The organism is Microbacterium sp. MPKO10 (genome assembly GCF_026107415.2).
Classification (GTDB): domain Bacteria; phylum Actinomycetota; class Actinomycetes; order Actinomycetales; family Microbacteriaceae; genus Paramicrobacterium.
The window spans coordinates 626,161-639,365 of the sequence record NZ_JAPCHX010000001.1; the positions used below are offsets into that span (position 1 = coordinate 626,161).

A 13,205-nucleotide genomic window follows, 5' to 3' on the forward strand; every position below is an offset into this window, starting at 1 on the left:
TGACACTACTAGTATTGAGCAATGGTCAACGATGCGGAAAGACGCCGCGAGCTCGGTGCATTCTTGCGCGCGCGACGCAATCAGCTGTCGCGCAGCGCCGTGGGCCTGCCGCCGCGGACCCGTGGAGGCGATCTCGGCCTGCGCCGCGAAGAGGTCTCGTACCTCTCCGGCGTCAGCGGCACCTGGTACACCTGGCTTGAGCAGGGGCGAGACATCAATCCGTCACGGCAGGTGGTGGATGCTGTCGCACGCACGCTGCGCCTCGACTCGTCAGCGCATACCTACGTGCTCGCGCTGCTCGGCTATTCGAACCCGCTTCCCGCGCACGCTCCCCCGGTGCCCGAGGCGCCTGCGAGTCTGCAGCGGCTGCTCGACTCGTGGGCCGACCCCGCGTTCGCCCTCGCGCCCGACTGGAGTGTGCTGGCGTGGAACACCACCTACCAACGGCTGTTCCCCGGCATCGCCACCGTCGACGATGCCGACCGCAACCTCCTCTGGCTGGTGTTCACCGACCCGTATGTGCGCGCACTGCTGCCGGACTGGGACGGCACGAGCCGTCGCTTCCTCAGCGAATTCCGTGCCGAGACGGGTCCGCGACTCGGCGACCCCGCGCACGGCATGCTCGTCGAGCGGTTGCGGCAGGCGAGCGCGGAGTTCCGCGAGGGCTGGGACAGCCGTGACGTGCAGCGCTTCGCCTCACGAGAGCGGCTGTTTCAGCATCCAGATGTCGGCCTGCTGCACCTTGAGCACCACCAGCTGGCGATGGATGACCATCCGGAGATCCACGTGGTCGTCTACACGCCCATGCCAGACACGGATGCTGCGGAGCGCCTCGCGCGGCTGCGGGCGACGTAGACCGTGTTGGAGGACACCCCACCGGTCACCGGATTGTCGAACTCGACGACGTGCGCCGTCGCCTCGTCAAAGACCGCTCTCAGCTCGACCATGAACTCGTCATCGGGCGGATCATCCGACCACAGCGCGAAGACGCCGCCCGGCGCAAGATGCCGATCGAGCGCACGCAGCCCCTCTGACCGGTAAAAGTCGTCGTTGCCCGAATCCAGTCGGTGACGTGGTGAATGATCGATGTCCAGCAGAATGGCCGAATAGCGTTCATCCGCCGCGGGCTCTGCGCGCATCAGCGCGAAGAAGTCGTCTTCGACGAGGCTCGTGCGCGCATCTGCCACGAGCTCGGCCGACACCGGCAGCAGCATCCGCTTGTGCCAGTCGATCACCGCGGGCAGCCGGTCGACGACCGTCAGGGCGCGGACGCGCTCATCGCGAAGCGCCGTGACTGCTGTGTATCCGAGGCCGAGGCCGCCGACCAGAACGGTGAGCTCTTCTCCCTCGACCGCGGCAAGGCCACGCTCGGCGAGCTCCTCTTCGGCAACGGTGAAGAGGCTCGACATGAGGAATTCCTCGCCGAGTTTGACCTCGTAGATCTCCTGGCCCACCACGGGCTCCATGCGCCGTCGCAGGGTGAGATCCCCCATCACGGTGGGCTGCCAGTCAAGCTCCTCGAACCGAATAATCACTGCCACCCCTTCGTCGCTGTTCACCCTACAGGTCAGGCGCCGCGCCGCGAGCGCCGGGCCTCACGCCAGGGCCGCGGGTCGCTCCGCGCACGGTTGGCGACCGCGCCGCGTCCTACGCACCGGTACTGTGACGTACCCACACATTGGGCTCGATATAGACGGCCGTGCCGTTGTCGACGTCACAGTGCACCAGGGTGAGCGCTTGCGGCACCTCAACGAGCCCCGACCGATCAAAGGGCAGGCCCGTCCAGTCACGCCATTCGTCGAGCGTGCCCGGAATCACCATGGCGCGCGGAGCCACCTTGTCGATGCGCCCGCCCGCTCGCACGTGGACGCGAAGCCACGGATCGACGGGCAGCCCATCGTCTCGCGTGCGGAACGCATACGACGACATCGGTTCACGTGGATCCTGCTTGGCATTGGGCCGCACCGGAACGACCAGCTCTCGGAACCCGTGCCGCTTCGCGTTGTCGCGCAGAGCCTCCACGATCTGGCCCGAGAGTCCGCGCCCCTGCATCGACGGCGCGATGACGATCTCGAGCGCCGCCACCGTGTTCGGCTCCTCGCCGTCCACGCTCGTCTGCACGCCGCGACGGATCGCGCCATCCCATCCATCGTCAGGGAGCTCATCGCTCTCGCACCGGAACGGAATGGAAAACGCCTTCGCCACAATCTGTCCGTCGTCGTCCTGACAGACAAGAATATGCTCGGCAAAACGAGTCAGCGTCGGAGTGTTGTAGTACAGCGCTCCGATGGGGTCCTGGCGCATGAAGGTCGGCCAGGGACTCTCCATCGCGAGGAAATCATCCAGAAGGTCGGGGCGCTCGGCGAGCACAGAGATCGTCAATGCCATGACGCCCATCGTAGGGCGCGCTACGCTCCCTCGGCTGAACCATCGTGCAGCACCCGGCTGCGATAGTTCTGCGGTGACTCCCCCAGGAGCCGCTTGAACGCCGTACTGAACGCGCTCTCTGACGAGTACCCGAGTTTGGAGGCGATGGGGCGCATGCGGGACTCCGGTGCCCGCAGCTCACGCTGTGCCAACAGCATCCGCCATCTCACCAAATAGGTGAGCGGAGGCGTTCCCGCCACTTCGCGAAAGCGCACAGCGAACCCCGTGCGCGACATGGCAGCGGAGCGGGCGAGGTCATCGAGGCTCCACGACACCTCAGGATGCTCGTGCATCAGGTCAAGCGCCGGTCGCAGGCGTTCGTCACCGAGCAGCCTCAGCCAGCCGGGCGGCATGTCCGTGCTGCCCGAGAATGTGCGAAGGACGTCGAGGAGAAGCAGCTGACTGTATTGGCGTACGGCGAACTCTGCACCAGGTCGATCCTCGACGATCTCTGCGAAGAGCTGATTTACATGGCCACGAATCCTCCCCGCTTGGGGCGACGCGGAGCGCACATGGGCGACAGGAGGAAGCGCACCGGCGAGCACCTCGCTGCCCTCGACGTTCAGGTCGATGCGACCGCCGATGAACACGTCGGCGCGCTCGGGATCCGCTCCGTCACGCCTCACGATCGTTCCGTTCGACGGCTGCTCAACCTCGACGACGGGGCCGTCGCCGGAGCCGCCTCGCAGTTCGAGCCACGTCCGCGCATTGAGCACGGCGACCTCCCCTGCAACGAGCTTGATCGGCTCGTCGATGCCGTCCGTCATCAGCAGTGCTTCACCGCGCGCGACGGCGCAGAACTTCAGCTGCTCCGCGACATTCCCGTGCGCGCGCCACCGCCCCGTCACCGCGGCACCGCCAGAGACGACGCCGCGAACGGAGATGACGTTCAGAATTTCGGTCAGCCGATCAGCGCTCATTCTTGAACTATAGAGCATAGATTACGAACGCTTCGTTATTCCCCATACACTCTCGGCGCACAATACTGAAAGACATGACTCAAACGAATTCCACTCAGAACCCCACAGCCACGCGTCCCATCGCTCTCGTCAGCGGTGCCAACCGCGGAATCGGCTTCCAGGTGGCGAGCGATCTCGCCGCGCGCGGAATCACCGTGCTCATCGGCTCACGCAATCTTGAGCGAGGCCGTGAGGCCGCCGCCCAGATCGGCGAGGATGCTGTCGCCATCCAGCTGGATGTCTCTGACGCCGATTCCGTGGCGGCAGCCGCCTCGAGGATCCACACCGAGTTCGGGCGTCTCGACATCCTGGTGAACAACGCTGGCGTCTCGTTCCTCGGCGATCAGAACACTCCGCTCGACGTCCGCGCGAGCTCCGGCCTTCTCACCGTCGCCCCTCTGGACGTTGTGAGGCAGATGTACGAAATCAACGTGTTCGGAGTCATCGCTCTGACGCAGGCGCTGCTTCCGCTCCTCCGCTCCACCGAGGGCTCGCGCATCGTCACCGTCGGCAGCGGGGGCGGTTCGTTGAACGAGAACGCCGACACGTCGAATCCGCACCGGCGCATGTTCGGGCTCTATTCCGTATCGAAGTCAGCGCTTCACGCGGTGACCCTCGCGTTCGCGACGGCGCTTGAGCCAGAGGGCATCCCCGTGAACATTGTCGACCCTGGCATGACAGCCACCGCGCTCAACGACTTTCAGGGAACCAAGTCCGTCGAGCAGGGTGCCGCCCATATCGTCGAGGTAGCCATGCGCGGAACGGACGGCCCGACCGGCACATTCACCAGCGACGAGGGCGTCGTGGCCTGGTGATACGACGCATGATCGCGCGAGAGCCCCGGCGTCAACTCTGTGTGCTTGCCTCATAGACCTCGTCAAGCGCGCGCCGCGCCACGACCCCGAAATCGTCGCCGCACCCTCGACCCGACCACCGCTCGTAGGCGATGTCCATGGCGAGGGCACCGAACTCAGCGGCAATCCGGGCGGCCAGCTCAGGCACCCCGCGACGAACGAGACCGTCGGTCAGTGCTGCAGTGATCGAGAGACCCTTAAGCGCCTCGCGTTCTTGCAACTCCGGGTTGTCTGCGATCACCGCGCGGCGACGCGCAGAGAACTCACGGGTCTCGGGAGTGAACGTCTGGCTGCCCACCGCATCGAGCGCAGCGGCGATCACCTCGCGTGGTGTCAGCTCAGCGGGAAGATCCTCGATCGCCCGCTCGAGCAGAGCGGCCACCTCGCCACCTCCGAACAGAACCTCTCGCTTGTCGGGAAAATGCCGAAAGAAGGTGCTCTTGGTCAGCCCCGCGCGTTCGGCGATTTCGATCACCGTCGTGTTCTCGTAACCGTTCTCGGCGAACAGCTCGACGGCTGCCGCGATAAGCCGCACACGGGCATCGGGCTTCCAACGAGGCATGCGACGAGTTTATCGGACCACGTTGCATCAAGTGGCGACGTGATGGCACTTAGTCCCATCACGGGTGTACAGTGATAAGACTTAGTCCCATCACATTAATCGGAGGTCGATATGAGTCGAGCCGTTATGTACGAAGAGTTTGGCGGACCAGAGGTTCTGAACGTGACGGAGGTCACCGAACCTCACCCGGGGCCGGGCGAGGTTCGCATCCGCGTCACCGCGGCCGGCCTCAACCCGATGGACTGGATCATTGCTGCGCAGGCAGAGGCGGCAGAGATGTGGGGCGTCAGCCTCCCGGCAGGGTTCGGCTCTGACTTCGCTGGGGTCGTCGACGAAGTCGGAGAGGGAAGTGAGCGGTTCTCCCCAGGCGATCGAGTCTTCGGCGGGGCGATCGCCAAGGCGGTGGCAGACTATGCCATCGTCTCGACGGAACCCTCTGCCCTCTACGAGCTTCACCACCTTCCCGACGACGTCAGCGACGAGATCGGTGCCGCGCTGGCGACGCCAGGGCTGACCGCTGCCGCCGCTCTCGACACGATCGGTGTGGGCCCGGGCGACACTATGCTCATCGGCGGCGCGGCGGGAGGCGTCGGAGTGCTCACCGTCCAGTTGGCCACGCTCGCCGGGGCACGCGTGATCGGCACGGGCTCAGAGGGAACGTTCGATTTTCTGCGCTCACTCGGCGCTGAGCCGGTCACGTACGGCCCCGGTCTGGCCGACCGAGTCAGAGCCCTCGCGCCCGAAGGCGTCACGGCGGCAGCCGACCTGTTCGGCACAGAGACTGTCGAGGCCGCGCTCGAGCTCGGTGTGGCGAAACAGCGCATCACGTGGATCGCCGCGGGCGGGGCAGTGCCCGACGGCATCCGCTGGTCGACTGGTTCAGAGGCAGCCCCCGGTGCACTCGAGAAGATTGTGCACGCCGTCAGTGCCGGAGACATTGCCGTGCCCATTGCCGCCACGTTCCCACTCGAGCAGATTCGCGACGCTGTGCAGCTGCAGGCGGGCCGTCACGCTCACGGCAAGATCGTCGTCGTTCCCTGACCTCTCGCAAGCGCATGTGCGTCGACGACGACTGTCAGAAGCAGCCCGTCACAGGCCAGCACCGAGTTCGCGCATCGAGGCGAGCGTGACCTTCTCGCGCGGCGGGATCACTGCCGGATGCGTTCCCGCCATCTCCTCGATGACGCGCAGCACCTGGCAGCTGTAACCGAACTCGTTGTCGTACCAGACGTAGAGCACCACGTTCTCCGCGTCGGCAATCGTCGCCAGCCCGTCGACAATGCCCGCCCGGTGCGAGCCCACGAAGTCCGTCGATACGATCTCGGGCGATTCGATGTAGTCAACCTGCTGCCGCAACTTCGAGTGCAGAGACACCGCGCGCAGGTAAGCGTTGAGCTCATCGCGATCCGCAGCGGCTGTGAGGGCCAGGTTCAGAATTGCGAGCGACACGTCCGGCGTCGGAACACGGATCGAACTCCCCGTCAGCTTGCCTGCCAGCTGCGGAAGCGCCTTGGCCACGGCCTTGGCCGCGCCGGTCTCGGTGATCACCATGTTGAGCGCCGCAGATCGCCCGCGTCGCTCCCCGTTGTGGAAGTTGTCGATCAGGTTCTGGTCGTTCGTATACGAGTGCACGGTCTCGACATGGCCGCGCACGACGCCATACGCCTCGTCGATTGCCGCGAGCACCGGCGTGATGGCGTTCGTCGTACACGAGGCGGCCGAGAGGATGCTGTCGCCGTCAGCGATCTCGTCGTGATTGATGCCGTACACAATGTTCTTCACGTCGCCCTTGCCCGGAGCCGTGAGCAGCACACGCCCCACGCCCGTCGAGTGCAGATGCTGTTCAAGCCCGGCCCGGTCGCGCCAGCGCCCCGTGTTGTCTACGACGATCGCGTCGTCGATGCCGTACTCGGTGTAATCGATGCTCGCCGGGTCGTTCGAGTAGATCACCTGAATCAGTGTGCCGTTCGCGAGAATCGTGTCGTTCTCGTCATCGACGGTCAGAGTTCCGGCGAAAGGGCCGTGCACTGAATCCCGCCGCAGAAGGCTTGCGCGCTTCATGAGGTCGTCGTCGCTCCCCTTGCGCACCACGATCGCGCGCAGCCGCAGACCAGCATCGCCGCCATCGTGAGCGATCAGCAGGCGAGCAACAAGTCTGCCGATGCGGCCGAAGCCATACAGCACGACGTCCCGCGGCTCGACCGGGGCTGACCCCGCCTCGGTGCTGTCCGCAAGCTCGTCTCGCAGAAACTCATGAAGGCTCAGCCCCTCACCGCGATCACGGTAGGCCTGATGCAACCGCGCGATGTCGAGCGACGCCGGCCCCGGCTTCAGCTCGGTGAGTGCCTCGAGCACAGCTGTCGAGGCATCCATCGACATAGTCTGCGCCCCCGCCTGCCTGGCGAACTTGTGCGCCTTGATGAGGTCAATCGTCGAGAGACCGATGAGCCGCCGCCCGTGAATCGACGTCACGACTCCGTGGTTGCGATAGAGGCCGCCGACCAGCGGGATGAGGCGCTCGGCCTGCTCTTCCCGTGCGATCCAGTGCGTGCGGTGGGCTTCTGCGGTGCTGTTCACAGCGCGTGCGCTCCTTCTGCCTGACTGCCTCGTGAGCAGACAGCGTTGTCATGAATTTTGGGCACGCCGAATGGCGTGGAGAAACGGGGCGTGGCCTTAGTTTACCAAGCGCGTACCCGCAGAAGGCTGGGAGCACATCGGGCCGAAGTCGCGGTGCTTACCGACTCGGCAGCAGTGCTCGGGCAGGGTGCGCTCAGACCGGCCGCACCGGCTGACGCAGAATCGTGCGCAGCTTCTCAGGCGCCGTCTTGCGGGGATCAGAGAGATAGATCTCGTGGTGCCTGCCCATCAGCGCGTAGCCGGCATCCGGAATGACTGTATCGTGCATCTCAGCGATCAGGGGGCCTTCGGCATCGTAGGGCCCGACGTGCAGCACCTGCGCAGCACGGTGACCAGGATGCTGCGCCCAGCGCACACGATCGAGTGCTGCCGGGTTCTTCTTTCGTCGCACCTGCTCGTTCGCTTCGGCCACCATCTCGTCATCGATCCAGTCTGGCTGCGCGATCATCATCGTCCAGTCCCAGTCGGCCTTGCGACGCTCGGTGAACGCCGCCCAGTCGTCAGCCGACCACAGTCCCTCGAGCGGAGCCACCGTGTGCACCCTCCCGAGGTTCTGCTTCGCGCGAGCCCGGATGCCTTATGACAGTGAGAACAGCGCGACGACGGCATCCGTATACGCGCTCGTCGTGTTTGGGTCGCCGTGCCCGTCGACCATGAGGTAAGACAAGGTCGGCACGTCCACGAGTGAGAAGACTCCGGGCTTCGGCGCATAGAGCACGGGGTACTTCTTCTTGATGTCCTCGTTCTGCATCGGCATCCTTGTTCACATCGTCTCGCTCGTGCCGCGCCCGTGCATGCGGCGACGCACCGGGAGCTTGATTGCGCTATCCACTGAAAGGTTACGCTGTACGCAATGACACAGTCGGGTCGTACAGCAACGCGCTTCGCTCTACTGGGCGTGGCACTCACCCTCGTCACCATCGCGCTTGCTGTGATCATTGTCACCACAGACCTCCCGCTTCTCGTTCGAGCAGGACTCGGAATCGTTGGCGGTCTGACGCTCATCGGCGCAGGGGCGACAATCGGCTACGCGATCGCGGTCATTCGCCTGCGAGATGAAGACAATGATGAGGACGAAGACTGACGGCGGCGTGCACCGACGAGCCCTCGGCCAGACGAGAGCTGATGGGCGACAGAGCGAAGCCGCACCAAACGCCGCCGCAACTGAACATCACACCTGCTGGGTCACGCCGCGACCAGCGCACACCGTGACCGGGGCCGACCACGGCATCACTGCCTGACACCGTTGCCCGCTGAAGACTGTGCGCTGGCCCCCAGCCAGCGCAGCGCTGAGCCACACCAGTTCGGGGCGCCGAGGCGTTCAGGCGTTCGGAACTTCTTGCCGAAACGCCGCTGGCGACGCGCCCCGAACGGCGCGTCGCCAGCATTGTCCGAATGTGTGAACGCGAATTCAGCCCGCGGGAGTGAAATCACGCGCCCCCGCGAACTCCGGGCGCGGGCTGCTCGTCGAGAACGGATCGACGGCGGTGTTCTCCACACTGTTGAACACGATGAACACATTGGACCGCGCGAACGGCGTCACGTTGCCGTTCGATGCGTGCATGCAGTTGCAGTCGAACATGATCGCGCCGCCTGCCGTGCCCTCGAGCACATCAATGCCGTACGTGTCGGCGAACTCGGTGAGCGTCTCCTTCTCGGGAGTGCCTGCCCCCTGCATGATGAGGGACTTCTTGTAGTTGTCCTCCGGGGTCTCACCCGCGCACGACACGTACTTCTTGTGCGAACCCGGCATGATCATGAGCGGGCCGTTGAACGAGTAGTTATCGGTCAGCGAAATCGAGATGCTCACGGTGCGCATGCGCGGAAGCCCGTCTTCGGCATGCCACGTCTCGAAATCCGAGTGCCACATGAACTCCTTGCCCTCAAACCCAGGCTTGAAGTTCACGCGCGACTGGTGAATGTAGACGTCTGAGCCGAGCAGCTGCTTCGCCCGACCGACCACGCGTGGATCGTTCGCGATCTTCGCGAAGACGTCGCTGACCTTGTGGATCTCGAAGATCGAGCGAACCTCGTCACTCGCCGCCTCAACGATCGTGCGCTCGTCGCGGCGCACGCTCTCGTCTGCCGAGAGCCGCTTGAGCTCATCCTTCAGCGCGGCGACCTCGTCGGCGCTGATGAGCTCATCGATGGCCAGATACCCGTTGCGGTCATAGCCGCTGAGCGTCTCAGCATCCATGGGGCCGTCGTCGGCCGTGCCGTAGAGCGTGGGATCCTCACGATCGAACACCCTCTCGGCACCACCTGTGCGCGTCGGGTAAACATCGGTCTGGACTGTCTGGGTTGCAGTCACGTACTCCTCCTTTGACGGTTTTGTTCGTTCTTGCATGGATCACCCAAACGACAGCAGCCGGGCCAGCTTTCGCTGACTCGGCTGCTGTGATTGGGAGCTTTACGCGCCCGTTGGCTCTTCGACGATGAGCGGATACACGCCGTTCTCGTCGTGAATCTCGCGACCGGTCACCGGCGGGTTGAACACGCACACGCACTTGATCTCGGTGCGCGGGCGCACAATGTGCTTGTCGTGGTCGTTCAGCAGGTACACCGTTCCCGGCTTCAGCTCGTGGGTCTCGCCCGTCGCCTTGTCGGTGATGGTGCCTTCACCCTGCGTGATGAAGACCGCTTCGATGTGGTTCGCGTACCAGAACTCGCTCTCGGTTCCGGCGTACAGCGTGGTCTCGTGCACCGAGAATCCCACGCCTTCCTTTGCGAGGATGATGCGCTTGCTGCGCCAGTTCTCGCTCTTGATGTCGGACTCGGTGCCCTCGACATCTTCTACACTGCGGACGATCATGCGAAGCTCTCCTCGCTCTTAGAAATGGTGGATGCTGAGCTCGCCAGCTCACCCGAGGCAACCGTGGCAACGGCGCTCTCGAGAATGTCGAGTCCGGCGTCAAGAACATCTTCGGGAATGGTCAGGGCCGCAAGCAACTTCACGACCTCACCGCTCGGGCCGGCGGTCTCCACGAGAAGCCCGTTCTTGAAGGCCTCCTCGCAGACTGCATCCGCGAGCTCGCCGCTCGTCATCTCGATGCCGCGCGCGAGCCCACGGCCCTTCGCGGCAACCGTGATGCCGGGCGTCACGTCGACGATCGACTGGAAGCGCTTCGCGACAGTCTCACCCTTGTCCTTGATGGACGTGGTGAACGCGTCATCGGACCAGTACTCGCGGATCGCCGCCGTCGCCGTCGCAAAGCCGGCGCTGATGCCGCGGAATGTGCCGTTGTGCTCACCGGGCTCCCAGACGTCAAGCTCAGGCTTGAGCAGCGTCAGAGCCATGGGGATGCCGTAGCCGGAGATCGACTTCGACAGGCACACCATGTCCGGCTCGATGCCCGCCTCTTCGAAGCTGAAGAACGTGCCGGTTCGGCCGCATCCCATCTGGACGTCGTCGATGATCAGCAGGATGTCGTGCTCCTTGCAGAGCTTCGACAGGTTCTGCAGCCACTCGTAGCGAGCGGGGTTGATGCCGCCCTCGCCCTGGACCGTCTCGACGATGACAGCACCGGGCTTGTTCAGGCCGCTGCCGCTGTCGGTGAGCAGGCGCTCGAGGTAGAAGAAGTCGGGGTAGTCGCCGTCGAAGTAGTCGTCGTACGGCATGGGAGTGGCGTGCACGAGGGGGATGCCCGCGCCGCCGCGCTTGAGGGAGTTGCCGGTGACGGAGAGCGCACCGAGCGTCATGCCGTGGAAGCCGTTCGTGAAGCTGATGACCGACTCGCGGCCGGTGTACTTGCGTGCCAGCTTGAGGGCGGCTTCGGTCGCCTGCGTTCCACCGGGGCCCGGGAAGGCGAGCTTATAGTTGAGCCCGCGCGGCTTCAGGATCAGGTCGTTGAACGTCTGGATGAACTCCTGGCGCGACTTCGTGAACATGTCGAGCGAGTGCATCACGCGGTCATCGCTGATGTAGTCGATCAGGACCTTCTTGAGCACCGGGTTGTTGTGCCCGTAGTTGAGCGCACCGGCGCCGGCGAAGAAGTCGATGTACTCGCGGCCGTCCACGTCGTACATGTGGCTGCCGACCGCGCGATCGAACTCAGCGGGCCACGAGCGCGAATAGCTGCGCACCTCTGACTCGAGAGCAATAATGTCATCTGAAATGGGGGACATCACGATTCCTTCCTTCATGAGGATGCCGTGAATCTTTGAATTGACGTCGTGCGCAGGCGTCACGGGTGATCCTGCACGCGTCGCGAGGTCAGCGGTGGCCGCCCTCGACGTGTGGGGTGTCAGGCGAGCGATTCGGCGCGTTCGCGCTTCTGCTCGACCTCGGCGAGGAGCTCGTCGTCGAGAAAGAAGATCGGTCCGATCTCGTACAGATTCTCGGCGTCGTGCCCGTCGGGAAAGTGCTTCTCTTCGAAAAGCGGGTCGACGGTCATGGGGGCCTTCTGCCAACGCCGCGCGAACGAGGCGAAGAGCTTCTGGGATGCCTCGTTGTCGTCGGTGATCGTCGTCTCCACGGTGTGCACCTCAGCGGATGCTGCCACGTCGCCAAACAGCTCATCGAGCAGTCGCCCAGCGAGGCCGTGCCCGCGGTAGCTCTCGTCGACAGCGATCTGCCAGACGAAGAGGTGGTGCGGCTTTTCGGGTCGCAGGTGCCCCATGACGTAGCCGACGACCTTGCCGTCGACAACGGCGACGCGACTTGTGCTGCTGAAGTCGCGGCAATACACGAGGTATGCGTAGGAGGGATTGAGATCGAGCGTGACCGAGTCGCGCGCTATGCGCCACATCTCGGCAGCGTGTTCGGGTCCGGGAGCGACAATGCGCTCCGTGGAGTCACTCTCGACTTGGACATTCGTAATGGCTTGAGTCGCAGACATATGGCTTCCGAGGTTACAGAGGCTCTGTGCAGCCTTCAACCGCTATTCGGGATACCCGGAAAGCCCACAGATAAGCGTCAACCCTCGTGCTAAGAGCCAAAAATCGTTGGCATCTCAAGGATCGTGACCCCTCAGAACCGGGCACTTCCGGAACCTGTCCAGCCGATAATGCAATCGTAATCAAAACGAGACATAACGCACCCGTAACCTCAGGTTTCCTCTGTCACAATCACCCTCTCTGAGGACTCTGCAGACTCTGCCGGTCTCGGGTGCGACGGGAGGCCGCGGCTTCTGTGCTCGCCAGCCGGGTCGTGGCTGCCACAGCATCCTGAACCTGCGCCCCGCTAGTCAGCCGCGCCGACCAGACCCGCTGACAAGAACGCCAGGAAGGCGGCCCCGGCAAGCACGAAGGGGATAACGCCGATGAGCACCATGCGCCGCGGACGGAACCACCGCACGCGCGCCGTCGCGACGGCGCAGATCCACACCGTCAGCGGCATCCACAGCGAGACGGCCCAGAAGCGCGGCGATGCGATCTGCTCGAGCACGGCTGCACCCCACGACACGTCGGCCTCACCGTGCGGAATCACGATCGCGACGATGACAATCACAAACTCCACAAGCGCGACCACACCGATCACGGGAGCGATCCACCAGTGCAGCACCGGGCGGCCCTCCGTGGTGCGCCAGGTGACAAGCCACGCGAGCCCGGCCACCACAATGGCCCCGATCACCGTCCAGATGGCCACCGAGACGACATGGTCTGTCTGAGACAGCTCGGGTGAGAGCGCGCGGTAGACGACTCCGGCCAGGACGTGGACGATCAGCAGGTAGAGCGGCACGATCCCGATCGATACGCCGGTGCGCAACCAGGGATCAGACGCGAGGGCTCGACTCATGCGCTCAGGATAGGCATGAGTGCTCTAAT

Annotated in this window: 16 protein-coding genes; 4 read left to right on the forward strand and 12 right to left on the reverse strand. The window is 64.4% G+C overall.

Translation table 11 applies throughout. The features are described from left to right. Positions 1–21 precede the first annotated feature (21 nt). Positions 22–855, forward strand: a complete 834-nt coding sequence (locus OK352_RS02990) for a helix-turn-helix transcriptional regulator (RefSeq protein WP_265139903.1) — start codon at positions 22–24, stop codon at positions 853–855. Here OK352_RS02990 and OK352_RS02995 read toward each other — a convergent pair. The 3 genes from OK352_RS02995 to OK352_RS03005 form a co-directional block, all read right to left on the reverse strand. After that, positions 795–1,535 (reverse strand): spermidine synthase family protein, encoded by a 741-nt coding sequence (locus OK352_RS02995; RefSeq protein ID WP_265139904.1) that lies wholly within the window; start codon positions 1,533–1,535, stop codon positions 795–797. The genes OK352_RS02990 and OK352_RS02995 overlap by 61 nt on opposite strands. A gap of 112 nt (positions 1,536–1,647) precedes the next feature. Then, entirely contained in the window at positions 1,648–2,388 is a 741-nt protein-coding gene (locus OK352_RS03000; RefSeq protein WP_265139905.1) for a GNAT family N-acetyltransferase, read from the reverse strand. Between the two features lie 20 nt (positions 2,389–2,408). Then, positions 2,409–3,347, reverse strand: coding sequence for an AraC family transcriptional regulator (locus OK352_RS03005; protein WP_265139906.1), 939 nt, complete (start codon positions 3,345–3,347; stop codon positions 2,409–2,411). A gap of 74 nt (positions 3,348–3,421) precedes the next feature. Between OK352_RS03005 and OK352_RS03010 the strand changes: the two genes are divergently transcribed. Further along, positions 3,422–4,201: an SDR family NAD(P)-dependent oxidoreductase gene (locus OK352_RS03010; RefSeq protein ID WP_265139907.1), complete on the forward strand. Its 780-nt coding sequence runs from the start codon at positions 3,422–3,424 to the stop codon at positions 4,199–4,201. 31 nt (positions 4,202–4,232) lie between these two features. Here the strand turns inward: OK352_RS03010 and OK352_RS03015 are convergent, their stop codons facing one another. Next, positions 4,233–4,802: a TetR/AcrR family transcriptional regulator gene (locus tag OK352_RS03015; protein WP_265139908.1), complete on the reverse strand. Its 570-nt coding sequence runs from the start codon at positions 4,800–4,802 to the stop codon at positions 4,233–4,235. A 111-nt stretch (positions 4,803–4,913) separates the two neighbouring features. Between OK352_RS03015 and OK352_RS03020 the strand changes: the two genes are divergently transcribed. Next, the gene (locus tag OK352_RS03020) at positions 4,914–5,843 is read left to right on the forward strand and encodes an NADP-dependent oxidoreductase (protein WP_265139909.1); all 930 of its coding nucleotides are present in this window, start codon (positions 4,914–4,916) and stop codon (positions 5,841–5,843) included. Between the two features lie 48 nt (positions 5,844–5,891). Here OK352_RS03020 and OK352_RS03025 read toward each other — a convergent pair whose 3' ends face one another. The 3 genes from OK352_RS03025 to OK352_RS03035 form a co-directional block, all read right to left on the reverse strand. Beyond that, positions 5,892–7,379 carry a glyceraldehyde-3-phosphate dehydrogenase gene (locus OK352_RS03025; RefSeq protein WP_265139910.1) on the reverse strand — a complete coding sequence of 496 codons (1,488 nt, stop codon included), beginning with the start codon at positions 7,377–7,379 and terminating at the stop codon, positions 5,892–5,894. Positions 7,380–7,572: 193 nt separating this feature from the next. Next, positions 7,573–8,013 carry a GyrI-like domain-containing protein gene (locus OK352_RS03030; protein ID WP_372338074.1) on the reverse strand — a complete coding sequence of 147 codons (441 nt, stop codon included), beginning with the start codon at positions 8,011–8,013 and terminating at the stop codon, positions 7,573–7,575. 3 nt (positions 8,014–8,016) lie between these two features. Next, positions 8,017–8,190 (reverse strand): hypothetical protein, encoded by a 174-nt coding sequence (locus tag OK352_RS03035; protein WP_306387766.1) that lies wholly within the window; start codon positions 8,188–8,190, stop codon positions 8,017–8,019. Positions 8,191–8,292: 102 nt separating this feature from the next. On the opposite strand from OK352_RS03035, the gene OK352_RS03040 reads away from it, so the two are divergent. Beyond that, a complete protein-coding gene (locus OK352_RS03040) occupies positions 8,293–8,523 on the forward strand; it encodes a hypothetical protein (protein ID WP_265139911.1) in 231 nt (76 codons plus the stop codon). A 327-nt stretch (positions 8,524–8,850) separates the two neighbouring features. Here OK352_RS03040 and thpD read toward each other — a convergent pair whose 3' ends face one another. The 5 genes from thpD to OK352_RS03065 form a co-directional block, all read right to left on the reverse strand. Beyond that, positions 8,851–9,750 carry an ectoine hydroxylase gene (gene thpD / locus OK352_RS03045; RefSeq protein ID WP_265139912.1) on the reverse strand — a complete coding sequence of 300 codons (900 nt, stop codon included), beginning with the start codon at positions 9,748–9,750 and terminating at the stop codon, positions 8,851–8,853. A 99-nt stretch (positions 9,751–9,849) separates the two neighbouring features. Continuing rightward, positions 9,850–10,251, reverse strand: coding sequence for an ectoine synthase (locus OK352_RS03050; RefSeq protein ID WP_265139913.1), 402 nt, complete (start codon positions 10,249–10,251; stop codon positions 9,850–9,852). Further along, on the reverse strand, positions 10,248–11,564 hold the full coding sequence (gene ectB, locus OK352_RS03055; RefSeq protein ID WP_265140273.1) for a diaminobutyrate--2-oxoglutarate transaminase: 1,317 nt from the start codon (positions 11,562–11,564) through the stop codon (positions 10,248–10,250). Before ectB ends, OK352_RS03050 begins: the two co-directional genes overlap by 4 nt. Positions 11,565–11,683: 119 nt before the next feature. Next, positions 11,684–12,277 carry a diaminobutyrate acetyltransferase gene (ectA, locus tag OK352_RS03060; RefSeq protein WP_265139915.1) on the reverse strand — a complete coding sequence of 198 codons (594 nt, stop codon included), beginning with the start codon at positions 12,275–12,277 and terminating at the stop codon, positions 11,684–11,686. Positions 12,278–12,621: 344 nt separating this feature from the next. Further along, positions 12,622–13,176, reverse strand: coding sequence for a hypothetical protein (locus OK352_RS03065; protein WP_265139916.1), 555 nt, complete (start codon positions 13,174–13,176; stop codon positions 12,622–12,624). Positions 13,177–13,205: the final 29 nt, after the last annotated feature.

Excerpts from the sequence above, each read along its gene's own strand:
- ectB (WP_265140273.1), bottom strand. The coding sequence starts at position 11,564 with ATGTCCCCCATTTCAGATGACATTATTGCTCTCGAGTCAGAGGTGCGC.
- OK352_RS03035 (WP_306387766.1), bottom strand. The coding sequence starts at position 8,190 with ATGCAGAACGAGGACATCAAGAAGAAGTACCCCGTGCTCTATGCGCCG.
- OK352_RS03010 (WP_265139907.1), top strand. The coding sequence starts at position 3,422 with ATGACTCAAACGAATTCCACTCAGAACCCCACAGCCACGCGTCCCATC.
- OK352_RS03015 (WP_265139908.1), bottom strand. The coding sequence starts at position 4,802 with ATGCCTCGTTGGAAGCCCGATGCCCGTGTGCGGCTTATCGCGGCAGCC.
- OK352_RS03050 (WP_265139913.1), bottom strand. The coding sequence starts at position 10,251 with ATGATCGTCCGCAGTGTAGAAGATGTCGAGGGCACCGAGTCCGACATC.
- OK352_RS03040 (WP_265139911.1), top strand. The coding sequence starts at position 8,293 with ATGACACAGTCGGGTCGTACAGCAACGCGCTTCGCTCTACTGGGCGTG.
- OK352_RS02990 (WP_265139903.1), top strand. The coding sequence starts at position 22 with ATGGTCAACGATGCGGAAAGACGCCGCGAGCTCGGTGCATTCTTGCGC.
- ectA (WP_265139915.1), bottom strand. The coding sequence starts at position 12,277 with ATGTCTGCGACTCAAGCCATTACGAATGTCCAAGTCGAGAGTGACTCC.
- OK352_RS03065 (WP_265139916.1), bottom strand. The coding sequence starts at position 13,176 with ATGAGTCGAGCCCTCGCGTCTGATCCCTGGTTGCGCACCGGCGTATCG.
- OK352_RS03000 (WP_265139905.1), bottom strand. The coding sequence starts at position 2,388 with ATGGCATTGACGATCTCTGTGCTCGCCGAGCGCCCCGACCTTCTGGAT.
- OK352_RS03005 (WP_265139906.1), bottom strand. The coding sequence starts at position 3,347 with ATGAGCGCTGATCGGCTGACCGAAATTCTGAACGTCATCTCCGTTCGC.
- OK352_RS03020 (WP_265139909.1), top strand. The coding sequence starts at position 4,914 with ATGAGTCGAGCCGTTATGTACGAAGAGTTTGGCGGACCAGAGGTTCTG.